Genomic DNA, 22,165 nt, shown 5'->3' on the forward strand with positions numbered 1-22,165 from the left:
TGATGAACGACGATATGAACGCCATGGACGACCAGGCACTGGCTGATGAGTGGGCTGCGGCCCTGGAAGAAACCGGTGACGCCGGTCAGGCCGATATCGACGCCTTGCTGGCTGCCGATCGCGCTGGCTCGTCGTCCAATCGTCTGCCGATGGAAGAGTTTGGCAGCGTGGCGAAAAGCAAAGATCCGGTCAGCCTGGAAGGTCCGAACCTGGACGTGATCCTCGATATCCCGGTTTCGATTTCCATGGAAGTGGGCAGCACAGACATCAACATCCGTAACCTGCTGCAACTCAACCAGGGGTCGGTGATTGAGCTGGATCGCCTGGCCGGCGAGCCGCTGGACGTACTGGTCAACGGCACGCTGATCGCTCACGGCGAAGTGGTGGTGGTCAACGAGAAGTTCGGCATCCGCCTGACCGACGTGATCAGCCCAAGCGAACGCATCAAGAAGCTGCGCTAAGTGAAAAAGGTTCTGGGGTTTGTGCTGTCGATGCCGTGCAGTGTGCTGGCTGCCGAGCCGGTAGCGACCGCTACTGCGGCTGCCGCGCCGGCGGTCAGCAGTGGTGTGGCCGGGCAATTGACGCAATTGGTATTCGGCTTGCTGCTGGTGCTGGGGTTGATCTTCTTCCTCGCCTGGTTGTTGCGCCGGGTTCAACAAGCCGGGCCGGCTGGCAAAGGGCAGGTGATCGAGCTGATCGGTTCCCGCGCGCTGGGTCCTCGCGACCGTTTGATGCTGGTGCAAGTCGGCAACGAGCAGATCCTGCTCGGCCTCAGCCCTGGCACCATCACCGCGCTGCATGTGCTAAAGGAGCCGGTGCAAGTGCCGGGCGGAACTGAAAAAGCGACTCCGGAGTTTGCCCAGCGTCTATTGGAGATGCTCGGCAAGGATCAGAAGGATAAGAAGTAATGGGTGCGTTACGCATCGTCTTGACGCTGGCCCTGATGCTGGCCGCACCGCTGGCGTTCGCCGCCGATCCGTTGTCGATCCCGGCGATCACCTTGGGCACCAATGCCAATGGCGCTCAGGAATATTCGGTCAGCCTGCAAATCCTGCTGATCATGACCGCGCTGAGTTTCATTCCGGCGTTCGTCATGCTGATGACCAGCTTCACCCGGATCATCATCGTCTTCTCGATCCTGCGCCAGGCCTTGGGCCTGCAGCAGACGCCGTCGAACCAGATCCTTACGGGTATGGCGCTGTTTCTGACGCTGTTCATCATGGCGCCGGTGTTTGACCGGGTGAATCAGGACGCCTTGCAACCGTATCTGGCGGAAAAACTCACCGCTCAGGATGCCGTGGCCAAGGCCCAGGTGCCGATCAAGGACTTCATGCTGGCGCAAACTCGCAGCAGCGATCTTGAGCTGTTCGTGCGCCTGTCCAAGCGTACCGATATCGCCTCGCCGGATCAGGCGCCGCTGACCATTCTGGTGCCGGCGTTTGTCACCTCCGAGCTGAAAACCGCGTTTCAGATCGGCTTCATGATCTTCATTCCGTTCCTGATCATCGACCTGGTCGTGGCCAGTGTGCTGATGGCGATGGGGATGATGATGCTCTCGCCACTGATCATTTCCCTGCCATTCAAGATCATGCTGTTCGTGCTGGTGGATGGCTGGGCGTTGATCATCGGCACTTTGGCGAGCAGCTTCGGCGGTGTGTCGCCATGACGCCGGAAGTGGCGGTAGACATCTTTCGCGAAGCGCTGTGGCTGACCACCATGATGGTCGCTGTGCTGGTGATTCCCAGCCTATTGGTCGGCCTGTTGGTGGCGATGTTCCAGGCGGCTACGCAGATCAACGAACAGACCCTGAGCTTCTTGCCGCGCTTGCTGGTCATGCTGGTGACGCTGATTGTTGCTGGTCCGTGGCTGGTGCAGACGTTCATGGAATACATCCTGCAGCTGTACGGCAGTATTCCTCAGGTCATCGGCTAAATCATGCCGTCGCTGTTGCAGCTGACCGACACACAGATCAGTACCTGGGTGGCGACGTTTATGTTGCCGCTGTTTCGCATCGGTGCACTGCTGATGGTCATGCCGGTGTTCGGCACGACCCTGGTGCCCAAGCGTGTGCGTTTGTACTTCGCGCTGGCGATCACCGTGGTGATTGCGCCGGGCCTGCCGCCGATGCCGCCGGTCAATGCGCTGGACTTGAGCGGGCTGCTGCTGATTGCCGAACAGATCCTGATCGGCGCGGTGCTGGGCTTTTCCTTGCAGCTGTTCTTTCAGGCCTTCGTGGTCGCCGGGCAGATCGTCTCCATTCAGATGGGCATGGGCTTCGCTTCGATGGTCGACCCCACCAACGGCGTTTCCGTGGCGGTGATCGGGCAGTTCTTCACCATGCTGGTGACGCTGTTGTTCCTGTCCATGAACGGGCATCTGGTGGTCTTCGAAGTCCTCACTGAAAGCTTCACCACCATGCCGGTCGGTAGCGGGTTGATGGTCAATCATTTCTGGGAGCTGGCCGGCAAGCTCGGCTGGGTCCTGGGTGCCGCGCTGTTGCTGGTGCTGCCAGCAATTACGGCGCTATTGGTGGTCAACATTGCGTTCGGCGTGATGACCAGGGCCGCGCCGCAGCTGAACATTTTCTCTATCGGTTTCCCGCTGACCCTGGTGCTCGGGCTGTTCATCGTCTGGGTCGGGCTGGCGGACATCATTAATCAGTATCAACCGCTGGCCACCGAGGCTCTGCAGTTTTTACGCGAACTGGCACGGGCGCGCTGAGTCATGGCTGAGAGCGAAAGCGGTCAGGACAAAACAGAAGACCCCACGGAGAAACGCAAAAAGGACTCCCGGGACAAGGGTGAGATAGCGCGCTCCAAGGAGCTCAACACCTTGGCGATCATGCTCGCCGGTGCCGGCGCACTGCTGATTTTCGGCGGTGCCCTGGCACAGGAGATGATGGAGCTGATGCGCATGAACTTCACGCTCTCGCGGGAAGTGATACTGGATCAGCGCAACATGGGCACTTTCCTGCTGCATTCGGGGCAGATTGCGCTGGTGGCGATTCAGCCGGTGATGATCACCTTGCTGTTGGCCGCGTTGATCGGTCCGATTTCCCTCGGTGGCTGGTTGTTCGCGGCGGGCTCGATGGCGCCCAAATTCAGTCGAATGAACCCTGGCGCGGGGCTCAAGCGGATGTTCTCGGCCAAGGCCATCGTCGAGTTGCTCAAGGCATTAGCGAAGTTTCTGATCGTGCTGTTCGTGGCGCTCGCCGTGCTGTCTTCCGACATCGACGACTTGATGCGCATCGCGCACGAGCCATTGGAGATGGCGGTCGTTCACAGCCTGCAAGTGGTCGGCTGGAGCACCTTGTGGATGGCCTGCGGGCTGATCATCATCGCCGCCGTCGACGTGCCGGTGCAGCTATGGGAGAGCCACAAGAAACTGCTGATGACCAAGCAGGAAGTGCGCGACGAACACAAGGATCAGGAAGGGCGGCCCGAGGTCAAGCAGCGCATTCGCCAGTTGCAGCGCGAGATGTCGCAGCGGCGGATGATGGCGACCATTCCCGAGGCCGACGTGGTCATCACCAACCCGACGCACTATGCCGTCGCCCTCAAATACGATCCGGATAAAGGCAGTGCGCCGGTGTTGCTGGCCAAGGGTAGCGATTTCCTGGCCTTGAAAATCCGTGAAATCGCCGTGGCCAACGACGTGCTGCTGCTCGAATCGCCAGCGTTGGCGCGTTCGATCTATTACTCCACTGAACTGGAGCAGGAAATTCCTGGCGGGCTGTATCTGGCGGTCGCTCAGGTATTGGCCTACGTCTACCAGATCCGCCAGCACCGTGCGGGCAAAGGCAAACCGCCTGAGCCGCTCAAGGATGACTTGCCGATCCCGCCGGATTTGCGCCGCGACTCCTGACCCCTGTAGCAGCTGCCGAGCCCGCGAGGCTGCGTTCGACTGCGAAGCGGTCGCGCGGTCAAGAATCTACGACTGCTGCGCAGCCGGACGCAGCCTCGCGGGCTCGGCAGCTGCTACAGGCCGGTGTCCGAATCCCGCTCGTCTGAAAGCCCTGCCTACCTGTTAGTTCTGACAGTAGACAGGTCGTGCTCTCAAGCGCTGTCATTACCCTGGTAATTCTCCCGGCAATGTCCCTTCAGTAGCAGCTCTGGTCATCCGGCGCGAGCGTCAGGGATCTGTGCCTTTGTCTGGTCTAAGAGGCTGCAATCATGGAAGCGCAACCGTTTAAAAAGCTGCAAGGCATGGAGATGGAATTTGTCTCGGGAGCGTTGGAAGCGTATCCGCGTGATCGCGCAATCGGTTACTCCGTCACTTTTAAATTGATGCTGGATTTCACGCATTTTGTGCAGATGGCAAATGTCTTCATTCCGGGCTATCTGGGAGAGTCGACTAACGCGATTCGTCCTGAATTGGGAGGGTTGGCTTATCACAATACCTACAGTCCGTTTAACAGTGCTGCCGGGAACATCATCAACAACGCAAAACTCTTCGAACTCTTCACGAGTCCGGATTTATACATGGAAGGCTGGATCAGCGGAGCAATGGAAAGGCGATATCACCGGCCCGAGTTCAAAATAGAGGGCGATCTGTTGTTGATTACGGCCAGGCAGGATTTTCGTTGGGAAGAACCTGTGCGCCAGATCGAGATCAAAGATCTTGTGATCATTCCCTTCCATTGGGCGCTGACCCTGATAGTACAAATCAAGAAGGAGCCTGAAATAGTAACCCCCGTTTCTATCGTGACGCTCATGTATACGCAGGAAGAGGTTGTGATCGTCGACGGTGTCGCAGTGCTTAAGGGCGCACGCTACATCAATGGCAAGACATTGAGTTTTGGTCCAATCACTGACAAACAGGTTCTGACCGCGGGCTAATCAATCGAATCTTCCCTCGACAGCTGCAACAAAACCCTAATCGATCCCTCTATTTACCACCTTTGCAAAAGTTGGAAGGCTTCTTGCAGTAGCCGCCCTGCGCCTGCTTCATGCGTCAAAAGTTTGCTTTAAAGGAACGGGGGAAACCGGTGGATCGCTCTCAGTTATTCAACAATGCCCGCACAAACGTTGCCGACTTGAGTCGGGGCAATCTGGGTGTGCCGTTGTTGTTGCTGGTCATGCTGGCCATGATGATGCTGCCGGTGCCGCCGTTCCTGCTCGACGTGTTCTTCACGTTCAACATTGCGCTGTCCATCGTCGTGCTGCTGGTCTGCGTCTACGCCTTGCGGCCACTGGATTTTGCGGTGTTTCCGACCATTTTGCTGGTGGCGACGCTGCTGCGGCTGGCGCTGAACGTGGCTTCCACGCGGGTGGTGATGCTCCATGGTCAGGACGGTCACGCCGCTGCCGGCAAGGTGATCCAGGCCTTCGGTGAGGTGGTGATTGGCGGTAACTATGTCGTCGGTATCGTGGTCTTCGCGATTTTGATGATCATCAACTTCGTCGTGGTGACCAAGGGTGCCGGGCGGATTTCCGAGGTGAGCGCGCGATTCACCCTCGATGCGATGCCCGGCAAGCAAATGGCAATCGACGCCGATTTGAACGCCGGCCTGATCGATCAGAACCAGGCCAAACTGCGCCGGATGGAAGTGGCCCAGGAAGCCGAGTTCTATGGTTCCATGGACGGTGCCAGCAAATTTGTGCGCGGTGACGCCATCGCCGGTCTGCTGATTCTGTTCATCAACCTGATTGGCGGCATCGCCGTCGGTATCTTCCAGCACAACATGAGCTTCGCCGACGCCGGCAAGGTTTACGCGCTGCTGACCATCGGTGACGGTTTGGTGGCGCAATTGCCATCACTGCTGTTGTCCACCGCGGCGGCGATCATGGTGACCCGTGCTTCCGGTTCGGAAGACATGGGCAAGCAAATCAACCGCCAGATGTTCGCTTCGCCCAAAGCGCTGGCCGTCGCAGCGGGTTTGATGGCGGTGATGGGGCTTGTGCCGGGCATGCCGCACTTCTCCTTCCTGAGCATGGCGGCTGTCGCTGCCGGTGGTGCGTACCTGTTCTGGAAGAAGCAGAACGTGGTCAAGGTCCAGGCCCAGCAAGAGGTCAAGCGTCAGCAGGAACTGCTGCCTTCGCCAGCCCGCGCCATGGAAACCAAAGAGCTTGGCTGGGACGACGTCACGCCGATCGACATGATTGGTCTGGAAGTCGGCTATCGCCTGATTCCACTGGTGGACCGCAATCAGGGAGGTCAACTGCTGGCGCGGATCAAGGGCGTGCGCAAGAAGCTGTCCCAGGACCTGGGCTTCTTGATGCCGACGGTGCATATACGTGACAACCTCGACCTGGCGCCGAGTGCCTATCGCCTCACGTTGATGGGGGTGATCCTTGCCGAGGCGGAGATTTACCCTGATCGCGAACTGGCGATCAACCCGGGGCAGGTCTACGGCACGCTTAATGGCATAACCGCCAAAGATCCGGCTTTCGGGTTAGAGGCGGTCTGGATCGAAATCAGCCAGCGCGCGCAGGCGCAATCCCTTGGTTACACCGTGGTCGATGCCAGTACGGTCGTGGCCACCCACTTGAACCAGATTCTGTACAAGCACTCCAGCGAACTGATCGGTCACGAAGAAGTCCAGCAACTCATGCAATTGCTGGCCAAAAGCTCGCCTAAATTGGCTGAGGAGTTGGTGCCGGGCGTGGTTTCGCTGTCGCAGTTGCTCAAGGTGTTGCAAGCGCTGCTGGCCGAGCAGGTTCCCGTGCGAGACATTCGCAGCATCGCCGAGGCGATCGCCAACAATGCCGCCAAGAGTCAAGATACTGCCGCTCTGGTGGCCGCTGTGCGCGTCGGCGTGTCCCGCGCAATCGTCCAAAGCATTGTAGGCACTGACTCTGAGCTACCAGTGATCACTCTGGAGCCAAGGTTGGAACAGATATTGCTCAATAGTATTCAGAAGGCAGGACAAGGCTCGGAGGAGGGCGTTCTGCTGGAGCCAAGCATGGCTGAGAAACTGCAGCGCTCGTTGATCGATGCCGCGCAGCGTCAGGAAATGCAAGGTCAACCGGTGATTCTGCTGGTGGCCGGCCCGGTTCGCGCCATGTTGTCGCGATTCGGCCGACTGGCAGTCCCGGGTTTGCATGTGTTGGCTTATCAGGAAATTCCTGACAACAAGCAAGTGACCATCGTTGCGACAGTAGGGCCCAACGGCTGAGGTAGTGGTTTATGCAAGTTAAGCGTTTTTTCGCCGCCGATATGCGTCAGGCCATGAAGCTGGTTCGTGATGAGCTGGGCGCTGATGCCGCCATTATTGGCAATCGCCGGATTGCCGGTGGTGTCGAGTTGACGGCTGCGCTGGATTACAAATTGTCGGCGCTGGCCCCGCGTGTTCCGAACATGGAACTCGAGGATGAGCTGCGCAAGACCCAGTCGCGCATCGTGACTGCACAGGCCGAATTGAGCCTGCGTGGCGACGGCGAAACCGAAGGCGACAAGACCACCAATCGCCAGTTGTTCGCCGGCCTGCCACTCACTGCTGCCGAGCCGCTGATCGAACCGACCTACGCCGAACCGCGTCGCGTGCAACCCGCCCCGGCACCTGCCGCCGGTGGCGTTGACCCACGTGCGTTCGACTCGATGCGTTTCGAGCTCAATAGTCTGCGCGAACTGATGGAAGTACAGCTCGGCTCGCTGGCCTGGAATCAGCTGCAAGGCAGCCGTCCGGCTCAGGCCAACCTTTGGCGTCGCCTGCAACGCATCGGCCTGTCCGGCCCGTTGTCCCGCGATTTGTTGGCTATGATTCCCGACATTGATGAGCCTCGTCAGGCTTGGCGCATGTTGCTGGCGCACTTGGCGCGGATGATCGCCACACCGGAAATCGAACCACTGGAAGAGGGCGGCGTGATTGCCATGGTCGGTCCTGCCGGCATGGGCAAGACCACCACCCTGGCCAAGCTCGCCGCCCGCTACGTGCTCAAGTACGGCGCGCAGAATATCGCGCTGGTGAGCATGGACAGCTTTCGCATTGGCGCCCAGGAGCAGCTCAAGACGCTCGGGCGGATTCTCAATGTGTCGGTGACCCACGTCGATCCGGGGCAGTCCCTCGTTCAGGCAATGGAACCACTGCTGCGTAAACGCGTGGTGCTGATTGATACTGCGGGTCTTCAGGCCAGCGATCCGGCACTGCGCATGCAACTCGAAAGCCTGGCCGGACGTGGCATCAAATCAAAAAATTATCTGGTGCTGGCAACCACCAGCCAGAAACAGGTTCTAACGGCCGCTTATCATAGTTACAAGCGTTGCGGGCTCGCTGGCTGCATCCTGACTAAACTGGATGAAACGGCAAGTCTGGGCGAGGTGTTAAGCCTGGCGATCAGTCATGAGTTGCCGGTGGCCTATCTGACCGATGGCCCGCGGATTCCGGATGATTTGCATCTGCCGCGTCGTCATCAGTTGGTCAGCCGCGCCGTCAGTGTGCAAATGCAGGAAGAACCCAGCGAAGAAGCCATGGCTGATATGTTCGCTGACATTTACCACAGCCCGACCAAGCAGGTCGGCTAAGGTAGTAATGAACAGTTTTTGTACCTACATCGATGGCCTGCCATGCATTGTTCCTTTAGCGAACGCGCAGCCAGTAATGTGGCCTCCGTCTATGCAAGACAAGGTAAAGAAATAACATGGGCAGCATGCATCCCGTACAGGTGATCGCGGTGACCGGCGGCAAAGGTGGCGTCGGCAAGACTAACGTGTCAGTGAATTTGTCACTGGCCCTGGCCGAACTCGGCCGTCGCGTCATGTTGTTGGACGCTGACCTGGGCCTGGCGAATGTCGACGTCCTGCTGGGACTGACACCCAAAAGGACCCTGGCTGACGTGATTGAAGGCCGCTGTGAGCTGCGCGACGTTCTGTTGCAGGGCCCAGGCGGTATTCGAATCGTTCCGGCGGCCTCCGGCACACAGAGCATGGTTCATCTGAGTCCGGCTCAACACGCCGGCCTGATCCAGGCCTTCAGCGACATTGGCGACAACCTCGACGTCCTGGTGATCGACACCGCCGCGGGTATAGGTGACTCGGTAGTCAGTTTCGTTCGTGCAGCGCAAGAAGTCTTGCTGGTGGTCTGCGACGAACCGACTTCGATTACCGACGCCTACGCCCTGATCAAACTGCTTAACCGCGATTACGGCATGAACCGCTTCCGCGTCCTGGCCAACATGGCCCAGAGCCCGCAAGAAGGTCGCAACCTGTTCGCCAAGTTGACCAAGGTCACCGATCGCTTCCTCGACGTCGCCCTGCAGTACGTCGGCGCGGTGCCTTACGACGAAAGCGTGCGCAAGGCCGTCCAGAAGCAGCGCGCCGTTTATGAAGCCTTCCCGCGTTCCAAGTGCGCCCTGGCGTTCAAGGCCATCGCGCAAAAAGTCGATACCTGGCCATTGCCTGCCAACCCGCGTGGGCACCTGGAGTTTTTTGTCGAGCGGCTCGTGCAGCAGACCGCGGGACCCGTCCTATGACAGCCAGTGGCTACAACCTCTACAAGATGTCGGCACGTGACGCGCAGTACGAGCTGATCGAGCGTTACGCGCCACTGGTCAAACGCATTGCATACCACTTGCTGGCCCGTCTGCCAGCCAGTGTCCAGGTTGAAGACCTGATCCAGGCCGGGATGATCGGCCTGCTTGAAGTGTCGACCAAATACGACGCCAGCAAAGGCGCGAGTTTCGAGACGTACGCGGGCATACGAATCCGCGGCGCCATGCTCGATGAAGTGCGCAAGGGGGACTGGGCACCGCGTTCGGTCCACCGAAATACCCGCATGGTCAGTGACGCGATTCGCTCTATTGAAGCTAAAACCGGCCGTGACGCTAAAGATCACGAGGTTGCGGCCGAACTCCAATTGAGTCTCGACGATTATTACGGGATTTTGAACGACACCCTGGGCAGCCGTTTGTTCAGTTTCGACGATCTGTTGCAGGACGGCGAACACGAAGGGCTGCACGAGGATGGCGCGAGTGCTCATCTCGAGCCGTCACGCGACCTGGAAGATGAACGCTTCCAGGCTGCGCTGGCGGACGCGATTGCCAATTTGCCGGAGCGTGAGCGACTGGTGTTGGCGCTGTACTACGACGAAGAGTTGAATCTCAAGGAAATCGGTGAGGTCCTGGGGGTCAGTGAATCGCGGGTCAGCCAGTTACACAGCCAGTGCGCGGCCCGTTTGCGGGGGCGTTTGGGGGAGTGGCGAGCGCGCTGAAGGCAGTGTGGGGACACTGCGAACGAGACTGGTGTGGTTTTGAACGGCACCGGTCGCGATCTGTTGTGCTCCAGACAGTCATCGAATGCATTGCCGGATTGATTGAAATGGCGCGTCCAGGTGCTGGGCGCGTTTAAGACTGCTTGGAGGTCGAATTGGACAAGAACATGAAAATCCTCATCGTTGATGACTTCTCAACGATGCGGCGGATCATAAAAAACCTGTTGCGTGACCTTGGGTTCACCAATACGGTCGAGGCCGACGATGGCACTACTGCCATTCCGGTTCTCAACAGCGGAAGCATCGACTTTCTGGTGACCGACTGGAACATGCCTGGCATGACCGGTATCGACTTGCTGCGCCACGTGCGCGCCGATGAAAAGCTCAAGCACCTGCCGGTGCTGATGGTAACTGCTGAAGCCAAGCGCGAGCAGATCATCGAAGCGGCCCAGGCCGGTGTAAACGGCTATGTGGTCAAACCCTTCACGGCCCAGGCGTTGAAAGACAAAATCGAGAAGATTTTCGAACGCATCGGTTGATCCACTGCGCCACGGGGGAGCTATGGAGCATAAAGAATCTTCACAGGGCGATTTCGAAACGACCCTGAAAAAACATGCTGTCGAACTGGTCGAGAGCCTTGAAAAAGGCAGGTTCGGCGACGCTGTGCAATTGATCCATGAGCTCAATCAGACCCGTGACCGCGGCCTGTACCAGGAAGTGGGCAAGCTCACTCGCGAGCTGCACAGCGCGATCGTCAATTTCCAGATTGACCCGAACATGCCGCAAGCCGAGGAAGTGTCGCAGATCACCGATGCCACCGAGCGTCTGGGATATGTGGTCAAGCTGACCGAAGCCGCGGCCAACCGCACCATGGATCTGGTGGAAAACGCCACGCCGCTGGTCAATAGCCTGGCTGACGAAGCCCGGGCGTTGAGCACGGATTGGGGACGGTTCATGCGCCGCGAAGTTGGCGCTGAAGAGTTCCGCGAACTGGCTCGCCGGATCGACGGTTTCCTGGCACGCAGCACCGAAGACAACCGCAGGGTGTCGAGCAACCTCAACGACATTTTGCTGGCTCAGGATTACCAGGACCTCACCGGTCAGGTCATCAAGCGCGTGACCCAATTGGTCACCGAAGTTGAAAGCAACCTGCTCAAGCTCGTACTCATGGCCAGCCAGGTAGACCGCTTTGCGGGTATCGAACATGACCGTGAATCGATGCGGGCTGAAAAAGATCCGCAAAAACATCTCTCTCAGGGTGAAGGTCCGCAGATTCATGCCGATAAAAGAGAAGACGTTGTGTCCGGCCAGGACGATGTGGACGATTTGCTATCCAGTCTTGGATTTTAGGTTTTTTAGGTTTTTAAACCTGTTAGGAGCACCCCCTTAATGAGCTTCGGCGCCGATGAAGAGATCCTTCAGGATTTCCTGGTTGAGGCCGGCGAGATTCTAGAGCAACTGTCCGAACAGCTGGTCGAGCTTGAAAGCCGACCGGATGATGCGGACTTGCTCAATGCAATTTTTCGCGGTTTTCACACTGTAAAAGGGGGCGCCGGCTTCCTCCAGCTCAACGAGCTGGTGGAGTGCTGCCACATCGCCGAGAACGTATTCGACATCCTGCGCAAGGGTGAGCGTCGCGTTGATTCGGAACTGATGGACGTGGTCCTTGAAGCGCTGGACGCGGTGAACAGCATGTTCGGCGAAGTCCGCGAGCGTAGCCCGGTTACGGCTGCGACACCTGAATTGCTGGCGGCTCTGGCCCGTCTGGCCGAGCCGCAAACAGCTGATGAACAAGCATCGGTTGCTGACGTGGCGCAAGCACCTGCCGCTGACAGTGAATCGGACGACATCACCGATAACGAATTCGAACAACTGCTGGACTCGCTCAACGCCGTCAAGGCTGAGGCCGAAGCTCCGGTTACTGCACCAGCGCCGGTCAACGATGCCGCTGCCAGCGACGAAATCACCGATGCCGAGTTCGAGTCGTTGCTCGATCAGCTGCACGGTAAAGGCCAGTTCGCTGTCGACGCGGTGGCCGCTGCGCCAGCCGCACCAGCCGCACCTGCAGCCCCGAAAGCAGCAGGCGACAGCTCCGACATTACCGACGACGAGTTTGAAGCACTGCTCGACCAGCTGCACGGCAAAGGCAACTTTGCGGTGGATGCGCTGGAGTCGGCCATTGCCGCCGTCCCAGCTCCGGCTGCGCCAACCGCTAAAGCGGCCGGCGGCGATCTGATCTCCGATCACGAGTTTGAAGCGCTGCTCGACGAATTGCACGGCAAAGGCAAGTTCAGCGAAGTCGGCACAGGTTCTTCCACCTCTTCCGTCGCCGCCCCAGTCGCCAAGGCAGTCGCACCGGCACCGGCACCGGTTGCCAAGGCGCCTGAGCCGAAAGCCGAAACGCCGAAACCGGTCGCCGCCGCTGCTCCGGTCCCGGCCCGTGCTCCCGCCGCGCCGCCACCGGAAAAACCGGCCAGCGAAGCCGAGACCACGGTGCGGGTCGATACCGCGCGTCTCGACGAAATCATGAACATGGTGGGTGAATTGGTACTGGTGCGTAACCGCCTGGTTCGCCTGGGTGCCAACAGTGCTGATGAGGCCATGTCCAAGGCTGTGTCGAACCTTGACGTGGTGACGGCTGACCTGCAAACCGCGGTCATGAAGACCCGGATGCAACCGATCAAGAAGGTTTTCGGGCGCTTCCCGCGTCTGGTTCGCGACCTGGCTCGCCAGCTCAAGAAAGAAATCAACCTGGAGCTGGTTGGCGAAGAAACCGACCTCGACAAGAACCTCGTCGAGGCTCTGGCCGACCCGCTGGTCCACTTGGTGCGCAACGCGGTCGACCACGGCATCGAGTCGCCGGAAGAACGCGAAGCGTCGGGCAAGTCCCGTGGCGGCAGGGTGATCCTTGCGGCGGAACAGGAAGGCGACCACATCCTGCTGTCGATTTCCGATGACGGCAAAGGCATGGACCCGAATGTCCTGCGCTCCATCGCAGTAAAACGCGGTGTGATGGACAAGGACGCAGCGGATCGCTTGAGCGACACCGAATGCTACAACCTGATTTTCGCGCCAGGGTTCTCGACCAAAACCGAGATCTCCGACGTGTCGGGTCGTGGCGTGGGCATGGACGTGGTGAAAACCAAGATCTCCCAGCTCAATGGTTCGATCAACATCTACTCGACCAAGGGCCAAGGCTCAAAGATCGTCATCAAGGTCCCGTTGACCCTGGCGATCATGCCGACGCTGATGGTCATGCTCGGCAACCAGGCGTTTGCGTTCCCGCTGGTGAACGTCAACGAGATCTTCCACCTCGATCTGTCGACCACCAACGTGGTGGACGGCCAGGAAGTGGTCATCGTGCGCGACAAGGCGCTGCCACTGTTTTACCTCAAGCGCTGGCTGGTCAGCTCCGCCGCTCACGAAGAGCAGCGCGAAGGCCATGTGGTGATCCTTTCGGTGGGCACACAGCGGATCGGCTTTGTCGTCGATCAGTTGGTGGGCCAGGAAGAAGTGGTCATCAAGCCATTGGGCAAAATGCTCCAGGGAACCCCGGGCATGTCGGGCGCCACCATCACCGGTGACGGCCGTATTGCGCTGATTCTCGATGTACCGAGCATGCTCAAGCGTTACGCCACGCGGCGTATTTGATTCTGGTGGAGCGGGGCGACTGAGCCTCGCTCCGTCTAATGGAGTGTTTATGGCAGTCAAGGTCCTGGTGGTGGACGATTCGGGGTTTTTCCGCCGCCGCGTCTCGGAAATTCTTTCAGCGGATTCGAATATCCAGGTCGTCGGTACGGCGACCAACGGAAAAGAGGCGATCGATCAGGCCCTGGCCCTCAAGCCGGACGTGATCACCATGGACTACGAGATGCCGCTGATGGACGGCATCACAGCTGTTCGACACATCATGCAGCGCTGCCCGACGCCCGTGTTGATGTTCTCGTCGCTGACCCACGAAGGTGCCCGGGTCACCCTCGATGCGCTGGACGCCGGCGCCGTCGATTTCCTGCCGAAGAATTTCGAAGACATTTCCCGTAACCCGGAGAAGGTCAAGCAACTGCTGTGCGAAAAGATTCTGAGCATTTCGCGCAGTAACCGTCGCGCCAATACCTACAGCGCACCGACCCCTGTCGCCGTGCCAGTCCCGACGCCAGCGCCTGTGCCTGCAAGCGTCAGCAGTTACGGCAGCAGCGCACCGTCGCGCCCAGCGCCGGCACCGATACTGGCCCGCACACACACCACCGCTCCGTCTGCCCCCTCGTTGCCCGCACCGAAACGCAAAGCCTACAAACTGGTTGCCATCGGCACGTCCACCGGCGGTCCGGTTGCGCTGCAACGGGTCCTGACCCAGTTGCCGGCCAACTTCCCGGCGCCGCTCGTGTTGATCCAGCACATGCCGGCGGCGTTCACCAAAGCCTTCGCCGAACGCCTGGACAAGCTCTGCCGCATCCGCGTCAAGGAAGCCGAGGATGGCGACATCCTGCGCCCTGGCCTGGCGTTGCTGGCACCGGGTGGCAAGCAAATGATGATCGACGGCCGTGGCGCGGTGAAAATCCTGCCGGGCGACGAGCGTCTGAATTACAAACCGAGCGTGGACATCACTTTCGGTTCGGCCGCCAAGTCCTACGGCGACAAAGTTCTGGCGGTCGTTCTGACCGGCATGGGCGCCGACGGTCGCGAAGGTGCTCGCTTGCTCAAGCAGAGCGGCAGTGCGATCTGGGCTCAGGATGAAGCCAGTTGCGTGATCTACGGCATGCCGATGGCCATCGTCAAAGCCGACCTCGCGGACGCGATCTACGGGTTGGAAGATATTGGCAAGCACCTTGTCGAGGCCTGTATCTGATGGATGTTTTAAGCCTTATCGGCATCATCATGGCGTTCGTCGCCATCATTGGCGGCAACTACCTTGAAGGCGGCCACCTCGGCGCACTGGCCAACGGACCGGCAGCGCTGATCGTCCTCGGTGGGACCATCGGCGCAGCGTTGCTGCAATCGCCGATGAGCGCCTTCAAGCGCGCCATGCAAATCCTTGGCTGGATTCTGTTTCCGCCTCGCGTTGACCTGGCCGGCGGCATTGATCGCGTGGTGAACTGGAGCCTGACCGCCCGCAAGGAAGGTTTGCTCGGCCTGGAAGGGGTGGCTGATGCCGAACCCGACAGCTACTCGCGCAAAGGCTTGCAACTGCTGGTTGACGGTGCCGAACCGGAAGCGATTCGCAGCATTCTGGAAGTCGATTTCTACACCCAGGAAAGCCGCGATATCGAAGCCGCCAAAGTTTTCGAAAGCATGGGCGGCTATGCGCCGACCATCGGCATCATCGGTGCGGTAATGGGCCTGATCCATGTCATGGGCAACCTGGCCGATCCGAGCCAACTGGGCAGCGGCATTGCCGTGGCCTTCGTCGCCACCATCTATGGCGTGGCCAGTGCCAACCTGGTGTTGCTGCCGATTGCCGCCAAGCTCAAGTCCGTCGCCTTGCGCCAGTCGCGTTATCGGGAAATGTTGCTGGAAGGGATCCTGTCGATTGCCGAAGGTGAAAACCCTCGCTCTATTGAGTTGAAGCTTCAGGGCTTCATGGATTGAGGGAGTGATGGACTATGGCTCGTCGCAGGCAACCTGAAGAACATGTAAACCATGAACGTTGGCTCGTTTCCTACGCTGACTTCATTACTTTGCTCTTCGCATTCTTCGTGGTGATGTACTCGATTTCTTCGATCAACGAAGGCAAGTACAAAGTCATCTCGCAAGCGTTGATCGGGGTCTTCACCGACGCTGATCGCGCTCTCAAGCCGATCCCGATCGGCGAAGAGCGGCCGATGACGGTGACGCCGGCCAAGCCTTTGGTGAAGGACAGCGAACAGGTCGATGCCGGTGTCGCCGGCTCCACCGACCCGCTGAAAAGCATCGCCGATGACATCAGCGCGGCGTTCGGTGACCTGATCAGATCCAATCAGATGACCGTGCGTGGCAATGAGTTGTGGGTTGAGATCGAGCTCAATTCCAGCCTGTTATTTGGCAGTGGCGATGCCATGCCCAGTGACATCGCGTTCAATATCATCGACAAGGTGGCCCGGATCCTGAAACCGTTCGACAACCCGATTCATGTCGAAGGCTTTACTGATGATCAGCCGATCCGAACCGCGCAGTACCCGACCAACTGGGAACTGTCTTCGGCTCGTTCCGCGAGCATCGTGCGCATGCTGGCGATGCAGGGCGTAAACCCCGGGCGCCTGGCGTCCGTGGGATACGGCGAATTCCAGCCGGTGGCCAACAACGCCACCGCTGAAGGCCGCGCTCGCAACCGTCGAGTGGTGCTGGTGGTTTCGCGCAATCTCGATGTACGCCGCAGCCTGACCGGCACCGGTACCGCTCATGCGCAACCGGATGCCGCGTTGAAGCGTGCTGGCACACAAACTGCACCAACCCCGCTCAAGTCGCCGGGACGAGAGAGCGCCGTCAATTCTCCGTCACCCGCATTAACACGTTGAGCTATTTCTCGGTCGATCCTGTCGACCGAGCGGAACCCTTCGAATGAGAGTCTGGGCAGTTGCCAATCAAAAGGGTGGTGTTGGTAAAACCACTTCCTCTATCGCTTTAGCCGGTTTGCTGGCCGAGGCGGGCAAACGCGTGGTTGTGGTCGATCTCGACCCGCACGGCTCCATGACCAGCTACTTTGGCTACGACCCCGACACTCTGGAACACAGCAGCTACGACTTGTTCCTGCACAAGGGCAGTGTGCCGCAGGGCTTGCCCGGTCAGTTGTTGTTGCCCACCAGCCACGAAAGCATTTCGCTGTTGCCCTCCAGCACCGCGCTCGCCACGCTTGAGCGTCAGTCGCCGGGGCAGAGTGGTTTGGGCCTCGTCATCGCCAAGAGCCTGGCGCAGTTGTGGCAAGACTTCGATTACGCCGTGATCGACAGCCCGCCGTTGCTCGGCGTACTGATGGTCAATGCCTTGGCGGCAAGCCAGCAATTGGTGATCCCGGTACAGACCGAGCACCTCGCCGTCAAAGGTCTGGAACGCATGGTCAATACCCTGGCGATGATCAACCGCTCGCGCAAGCAGGCGCTGCCGTTCACCGTCATCCCGACCTTGTTCGACCGCCGCACCCAGGCTTCCCTCGGGACCCTGCGGGTGCTGCGCGACAAGTACCCGGAAGAAATCTGGCAAGGCTACATCCCGGTCGACACCCGCTTGCGGGATGCGAGCAGGGCCGGACTTACGCCTTCGCAGTTTGACGGCAAGAGCCGCGGCGTTCTCGCGTACCGCGCACTGCTCAAGCATTTGCTGGTGCAGCAATCTGTTGTGCAGGTGGCTTGAGATGAACCTTCCTTGCGGGGTGCTTAAATGAATCGGCCGGTGAAAATCACCTCTCGGCCGCAGCTCGCGCTCCAGAATTACCTGGACGGCTTGCTGCAGGACGCGACCGAGGAGCTGGCGCCGCACATCGAAGCGCTAGTCGAGGTGGGCGAGCCAGAAAGTACCCTGGATGAGTTTCAGTTGGCGGTGCTCGAAGAGCAGGCCCGGGATGCGCGCCCTGTGGCGGTGGTTGCAGCCCCTGTGATTGCGTCGCAGGCCAAAGCGCCAGCGCTTGTCCTGGAGGTGCCGGCACCTGTCCTGGCGCCGGTATCGACCGTCGAACCATTGCTGCAAACGTTGGTGCCGCCGGTCGTCGACGTTCACTTGCCACCGAGCAACTCTCCGCCTCCGGTGGAAACCGATGGTCGTCCATCATGGGCCGCCGAGCCCTTCGAGTGCCTGTTGTTCGACGTCGCTGGCCTGACACTGGCGGTGCCATTGGTGTGCCTGGGGTCGATTTATTCCTTGGCTGGTCACGAGCTGACGCCGCTGTTCGGTCAGCCAGAATGGTTCCTCGGGATTCTGCCGAGCCAGGCTGGCAACCTGAAAGTATTGGACACCGCGCGTTGGGTCATGCCTGACCGCTACCGTGATGACTTCCGTCAAGGCCTGCAATACGTCATTTCGGTTCAGGGTTATGAGTGGGGGCTGGCGGTGCATCAAGTCAGCCGCTCGTTGCGCCTGGACCCCAACGAAATCAAATGGCGCAGTCACCGTGGTCAACGGCCATGGCTGGCGGGCACCGTAATTGAACACATGTGTGCATTGCTCGACGTTTCCGCGCTGGCTGAGCTAATCGCCAGTGGCGGCGCAAAGCACCTGAGCAGTGTTAAAAAGCCGGCTCACAAACCAACATAAAAACACGCGACGGCAGTGACTGCCGACGTACAGAACACACACCGCCAGGGCGGTTTTTTGAGGGGTCAGGGTATGAATGAAAAGGCGACGGCTGCAAAGGGTTCCGAAGATCCGATCCTGCAATGGGTAACCTTCAAGCTGGACAATGAAACCTACGGCATCAACGTGATGCGCGTTCAGGAAGTCCTGCGCTACACCGAAATCGCCCCGGTTCCGGGTGCTCCGAGCTACGTCCTGGGCATCATCAACCTGCGCGGTAATGTGGTCACCGTGATCGACACCCGTCAGCGCTTCGGCCTGATGAACGCCGAGATCAGCGACAACACCCGTATCGTCATCATCGAAGCCGACAAGCAGGTTGTCGGGATCATGGTCGACAGCGTGGCTGAAGTGGTTTACCTGCGTCAGTCGGAAATCGAAACCGCGCCAAACGTCGGTAACGAAGAGTCCGCCAAGTTCATTCAAGGCGTGTGCAACAAGAACAACGAATTGCTGATCCTGGTCGAGCTGGACAAGATGATGAGCGAAGAAGAATGGTCGGATCTGGAGAACATCTGATTGATTCTTGAGGTTGCGGTCATTGTCCTGTTCCTCTTCTGGGCGGGCACGCTGGCGATGTTTCTGGCGTATATACGCGGTCAACGACTGATCGCCGCACAACAGGCTCAGGGCGATGCGCTACGGGATCAGCGCATCAAAGACCTGGCCAAACGCGTGGACGACTACCAGAACGGCAACGTGCGCATGGGTGAAGACCTGCATGAACTGCGCGCGGTGGTCCGCCCGTTGCCGGACAAACTGGCTCAACTGGAGCAGCGCGACCCGACGAGCCTGTCGTTCGCCCAGGCGGCACGACTGGTGGGGATGGGCGCTACAGTTGATGAACTGACTCAGTCCTGCGGGTTGACCCAGGCTGAGGCGGAGTTGATGCGTAAGCTGCACAAGAACTGAACTGATCAAAAGATCGCAGCCTCGTTTCACTCGACAGCTCCTACACAGTAATGGCGTACGCCCTGTAGGAGCTGTCGAGTGAAACGAGGCTGCGATCTTTTTGCATTCAACAAAGATTCAGTAATCATCCCCGCGTTCCGTGACATCCTTCTTTATCTTGGATTTTTCGCGGTTTGGCCCGGCTTGTGATTGCCGACCACCCTCGGTAACGTGAACGCCGCTGATAAACGACGCCTGTTTCAGACATTGCAGTGCCAGGGAGGCCTATGCTCGACATTCTGCGTGGTACACCGCTATGGGTTTATGCAGTCTTTTTTATCCTGACTTACTACGGTGTAAGTGCGTGTTTCAAAAGGCATGAGTCGAAGAGGTCGTTGCAGATCACGCCGGCTATATTTATTGCCATTTCCCTGGCCTCGCTGAAGTTCTCCCAAGGAACTGCGATCCCGCTCTCGATGTATGCGCTGGGATTACTGGCAGGCTGGATTCTGGCGTTGCGCTTTTACTCCTACCAAAGTGTAGAGCGCGATGGGAACCGCCTACTTTTGGGCGGCACAATCAAAGTATTGATGGTGTATTGGTGTTTCTTTGCTTGGCGTTATTACAACGGATACCAGGCGGCCATGCATCCGGAAATGGCTGAGGAAGTGTCGGCGGTGGCATGGTCAGCATTGGGGGCTGGCCTTATCAATGGCTTGATTGTCGGTCGCAGCCTCAGGCTTTTGCGTTTTTTCAAAACTGAGGGCGAGACGACGGTGGCGCTGGCGGACAAATTGCCTAAGAGCTGATTTTTGTGATTCGGCTGAGATTGTTATCGCGAGCAGGCTCACTCCCACAGGGGATCGGTGGCGAACGCACAATGTGTGAGCGCCTCCAATTCATTGTGGGAGTGAGCCTGCTCGCGATGGCGTCCTCGAAAACTCAGTAATCATCCCCGCGATCTGTGACGTCCTTCTCCACCATTCCCACCTCCGAATCATGCCCCGCCGGAAACTTGCCCTTCAAATTCCACGCAAACGCAATAATCTCGGCAATCGTGCGGTACAACTCCTCGGGAATACTGTCCCCCAATTCCATCTTCGCCAGCAGCCTCACCAGCTCGGGGTTTTCGTAGATCGGCACGTCGTAGTCGCGGGCGATCCGTAGAATCTCTTCAGCCAGCTCTTCGTCACCCTTGGCCGTGAGGGTAGGGGCGTGGCTGCCGTCGTATTTGAGGGCGATGGCCTGGCGTGGGGCGTGGGGGCTTTTCATGCGGTTTCGTCGACCCAGCGTTGTTCGAGGCGGGTTTGCAGGCCTTGGGGCGGCTTGCCCAGGTGGCAATCCAGATCGCCGACGTTCAGGCCCGATGCGAGCAGGCGTTCGCGCAGTCCGGCCAGGTTATTTTCGATCAGGGTGGCGGTGTATGGGCGTTCGGCCCAGAGCTGACTGGACAGGCTGCCCTTGATCAGCTGCGCCTGAATCTGCAGCGGGCCCAGCGGCTCCATGTCGAACGCGAGGTCGACGCGCCACAGTGGCAGTTTCGGTTCGCGTTCGTCGCGACGTTCGTGCGGTTGTTCTTTCTCAGGGGCTTCTTCGCGTTGGAACTTGACCTGCAACGGCACGATGTCCTGTGCGTTGCGCATCGGAATTTCCAGCTGCCAGGTGCTGAGCAGGCGGCCATCGTCCGTCACGCCGGTTTGCTCCAGGCTCGACAGTTGATGGCTTTGCAGACGCGAAACCGCTGCCGCTGCCAGACGCAGCAAATGCTCCAGATCACCTTCGCCGTCCTGGCTTTGCAGCAGTCGTTCGGGCAGCGGGAAATGGGTCGGCAGCGGTTTGGCGCTGACCTGGCCGAGCATGCCGAGGGCGCTGCGCACGAAACTCGGCATTGCCTGCACCAATGTGTTGGCGGCGATGATTGCGTTGAGGTTGGTATTGGCTGGCAGGCCTGGCGTCATTTGGGCGATCAGCTTGAGCAGGTCACCTTTCATGTCGGGCGCCAGCGTCGGGTTTTGTCCGGTCAGCAATTTGGATTCGAGGAACAGGCCGCTATTGGCCAACGCCTGGGCCAGGCCTTTGGGTGTACTCAGTTGCTGAATGTCTGGCAGGCCGGCGAGCAATTTGTCCACGGCGGCGCGCAGGTCGCTGGAGGTCTGATCCGACGGCGGCAAGTTTTGCAGGACTTTGATCAAGCCATCCAGAGAACCCTGGCGATTTTGCTGGCTGACCAGTTGCTGCGTCACGGCCAATTGTTCCTGACGGCCGCTCAACGGGACAAATTTCAGCGTCTGGGTGTCTTGCACCATTGCACTTAACAAGGTGCCGATGCGCAGGGGCGTCGGGCTGTCGATGCTCAGTGTGCTGCCGTTCAGCACTGTGTTCAGCAAGCTCACCATCGAGCGAAACACCGTCGGTTGCCCCGGCACCTGTGGCATCACCTGGGAGGTCAGCACTTTGCCTTGCAACAATGTCCCGACCGGCAGTTTCGCGGTGTCGATGCGGGTGAGGGTGGCGATGCTTGTGGCAATGGCCTGTTGCACGGTGATGGCCAGGTTGGTCGCCGACGGTTGGGTGATCGCCAGGCGGGTGCCTTGGGGCAGCGGTTGAGTGCTGGTGGCTTGGACCGTGCTCTGGCGACCGCTGTCGAGGGTGACTTGGAGCAACAGTTGAAAGGTCTGATCCGTCTGCTTGAGCGACAGCACTTCAGCCTTGGCGGTCTGCCCGACGGCGATCAGGCCCTCCATCGGCGTCAGCAACTTCAGCTGGTTGTCACTGACCATCAACGGCCGCGAAGTCGCGGGTGTAGTCTGCGGCAGTGGGAGTATGTTCATTTCGCCTGTCATACGCGGTCACAACCTGAGGAAAATG

24 protein-coding genes are annotated in these 22,165 nt (G+C 59.1%); 22 read left to right on the forward strand and 2 right to left on the reverse strand.

The annotated features are described in order from the left end of the window. The first annotated feature begins 2 nt into the window (after positions 1–2). The 22 genes from fliN (at position 3) to KGB06_RS15355 (ending at position 20,106) form a co-directional block, all read left to right on the forward strand. Positions 3–461, forward strand: a complete 459-nt coding sequence (gene fliN, locus KGB06_RS15250) for a flagellar motor switch protein FliN (RefSeq protein ID WP_411741852.1) — start codon at positions 3–5, stop codon at positions 459–461. Continuing rightward, complete coding sequence (gene fliO / locus KGB06_RS15255) at positions 462–908, forward strand: flagellar biosynthetic protein FliO (protein WP_223517077.1); 447 nt, start codon at positions 462–464, stop codon at positions 906–908. Next, positions 908–1,666, forward strand: a complete 759-nt coding sequence (gene fliP / locus KGB06_RS15260; RefSeq protein ID WP_223517078.1) for a flagellar type III secretion system pore protein FliP — start codon at positions 908–910, stop codon at positions 1,664–1,666. The genes fliO and fliP overlap by 1 nt, the downstream gene beginning before the upstream one ends. Further along, on the forward strand, positions 1,663–1,932 hold the full coding sequence (fliQ, locus tag KGB06_RS15265) for a flagellar biosynthesis protein FliQ (protein WP_007948918.1): 270 nt from the start codon (positions 1,663–1,665) through the stop codon (positions 1,930–1,932). Before fliP ends, fliQ begins: the two co-directional genes overlap by 4 nt. 3 nt (positions 1,933–1,935) lie before the next feature. Continuing rightward, the gene (fliR, locus tag KGB06_RS15270) at positions 1,936–2,721 is read left to right on the forward strand and encodes a flagellar biosynthetic protein FliR (RefSeq protein ID WP_223517080.1); all 786 of its coding nucleotides are present in this window, start codon (positions 1,936–1,938) and stop codon (positions 2,719–2,721) included. A 3-nt stretch (positions 2,722–2,724) separates the two neighbouring features. Continuing rightward, complete coding sequence (flhB, locus tag KGB06_RS15275; RefSeq protein WP_223517082.1) at positions 2,725–3,864, forward strand: flagellar biosynthesis protein FlhB; 1,140 nt, start codon at positions 2,725–2,727, stop codon at positions 3,862–3,864. Positions 3,865–4,172: 308 nt separating this feature from the next. Continuing rightward, a complete protein-coding gene (locus KGB06_RS15280) occupies positions 4,173–4,838 on the forward strand; it encodes a hypothetical protein (RefSeq protein WP_223517083.1) in 666 nt (221 codons plus the stop codon). 149 nt (positions 4,839–4,987) lie between these two features. Then, positions 4,988–7,117, forward strand: coding sequence for a flagellar biosynthesis protein FlhA (gene flhA, locus KGB06_RS15285; RefSeq protein WP_223517086.1), 2,130 nt, complete (start codon positions 4,988–4,990; stop codon positions 7,115–7,117). Positions 7,118–7,128: 11 nt separating this feature from the next. Further along, positions 7,129–8,463 (forward strand): flagellar biosynthesis protein FlhF, encoded by a 1,335-nt coding sequence (flhF, locus tag KGB06_RS15290; protein WP_223517087.1) that lies wholly within the window; start codon positions 7,129–7,131, stop codon positions 8,461–8,463. Between the two features lie 116 nt (positions 8,464–8,579). Next, on the forward strand, positions 8,580–9,410 hold the full coding sequence (gene fleN / locus KGB06_RS15295; RefSeq protein ID WP_003222917.1) for a flagellar synthesis regulator FleN: 831 nt from the start codon (positions 8,580–8,582) through the stop codon (positions 9,408–9,410). Then, complete coding sequence (fliA, locus tag KGB06_RS15300) at positions 9,407–10,147, forward strand: RNA polymerase sigma factor FliA (RefSeq protein WP_223517089.1); 741 nt, start codon at positions 9,407–9,409, stop codon at positions 10,145–10,147. Before fleN ends, fliA begins: the two co-directional genes overlap by 4 nt. A gap of 167 nt (positions 10,148–10,314) precedes the next feature. Next, positions 10,315–10,686, forward strand: a complete 372-nt coding sequence (locus KGB06_RS15305) for a chemotaxis response regulator CheY (RefSeq protein WP_024012118.1) — start codon at positions 10,315–10,317, stop codon at positions 10,684–10,686. A 22-nt stretch (positions 10,687–10,708) separates the two neighbouring features. Further along, positions 10,709–11,497 (forward strand): protein phosphatase CheZ, encoded by a 789-nt coding sequence (locus tag KGB06_RS15310; RefSeq protein ID WP_223517091.1) that lies wholly within the window; start codon positions 10,709–10,711, stop codon positions 11,495–11,497. Between the two features lie 39 nt (positions 11,498–11,536). Further along, positions 11,537–13,798 carry a chemotaxis protein CheA gene (locus KGB06_RS15315; protein ID WP_223517093.1) on the forward strand — a complete coding sequence of 754 codons (2,262 nt, stop codon included), beginning with the start codon at positions 11,537–11,539 and terminating at the stop codon, positions 13,796–13,798. A 49-nt stretch (positions 13,799–13,847) separates the two neighbouring features. Beyond that, the gene (locus KGB06_RS15320; protein ID WP_223517095.1) at positions 13,848–14,993 is read left to right on the forward strand and encodes a chemotaxis response regulator protein-glutamate methylesterase; all 1,146 of its coding nucleotides are present in this window, start codon (positions 13,848–13,850) and stop codon (positions 14,991–14,993) included. Continuing rightward, positions 14,993–15,733: a flagellar motor protein gene (locus KGB06_RS15325; RefSeq protein WP_223517097.1), complete on the forward strand. Its 741-nt coding sequence runs from the start codon at positions 14,993–14,995 to the stop codon at positions 15,731–15,733. The genes KGB06_RS15320 and KGB06_RS15325 overlap by 1 nt, the downstream gene beginning before the upstream one ends. Positions 15,734–15,747: 14 nt before the next feature. Further along, positions 15,748–16,638: a flagellar motor protein MotD gene (gene motD, locus KGB06_RS15330; RefSeq protein ID WP_223517099.1), complete on the forward strand. Its 891-nt coding sequence runs from the start codon at positions 15,748–15,750 to the stop codon at positions 16,636–16,638. A gap of 43 nt (positions 16,639–16,681) precedes the next feature. Then, the gene (locus tag KGB06_RS15335; RefSeq protein ID WP_223517101.1) at positions 16,682–17,470 is read left to right on the forward strand and encodes a ParA family protein; all 789 of its coding nucleotides are present in this window, start codon (positions 16,682–16,684) and stop codon (positions 17,468–17,470) included. A gap of 27 nt (positions 17,471–17,497) precedes the next feature. Next, a complete protein-coding gene (locus tag KGB06_RS15340; protein ID WP_223517102.1) occupies positions 17,498–18,367 on the forward strand; it encodes a CheW domain-containing protein in 870 nt (289 codons plus the stop codon). 72 nt (positions 18,368–18,439) lie between these two features. Beyond that, the gene (locus tag KGB06_RS15345) at positions 18,440–18,925 is read left to right on the forward strand and encodes a chemotaxis protein CheW (protein ID WP_223517104.1); all 486 of its coding nucleotides are present in this window, start codon (positions 18,440–18,442) and stop codon (positions 18,923–18,925) included. Further along, on the forward strand, positions 18,926–19,318 hold the full coding sequence (locus KGB06_RS15350) for a DUF2802 domain-containing protein (protein ID WP_223517105.1): 393 nt from the start codon (positions 18,926–18,928) through the stop codon (positions 19,316–19,318). Positions 19,319–19,584: 266 nt separating this feature from the next. Next, positions 19,585–20,106, forward strand: a complete 522-nt coding sequence (locus KGB06_RS15355) for a hypothetical protein (protein ID WP_223517107.1) — start codon at positions 19,585–19,587, stop codon at positions 20,104–20,106. Between the two features lie 133 nt (positions 20,107–20,239). On the opposite strand, the gene KGB06_RS15360 is transcribed toward KGB06_RS15355, so the two are convergent. Both KGB06_RS15360 and KGB06_RS15365 read right to left on the reverse strand, forming a co-directional pair. Next, positions 20,240–20,569: an EscU/YscU/HrcU family type III secretion system export apparatus switch protein gene (locus KGB06_RS15360; protein WP_223517109.1), complete on the reverse strand. Its 330-nt coding sequence runs from the start codon at positions 20,567–20,569 to the stop codon at positions 20,240–20,242. Further along, positions 20,566–22,140 (reverse strand): flagellar hook-length control protein FliK, encoded by a 1,575-nt coding sequence (locus KGB06_RS15365; protein ID WP_223517110.1) that lies wholly within the window; start codon positions 22,138–22,140, stop codon positions 20,566–20,568. Before KGB06_RS15365 ends, KGB06_RS15360 begins: the two co-directional genes overlap by 4 nt. Between the last annotated feature and the right edge of the window lie 25 nt (positions 22,141–22,165).

Source organism: Pseudomonas sp. GL-B-19, from assembly GCF_019956415.1.
In the GTDB taxonomy this organism is placed as follows: domain Bacteria; phylum Pseudomonadota; class Gammaproteobacteria; order Pseudomonadales; family Pseudomonadaceae; genus Aquipseudomonas.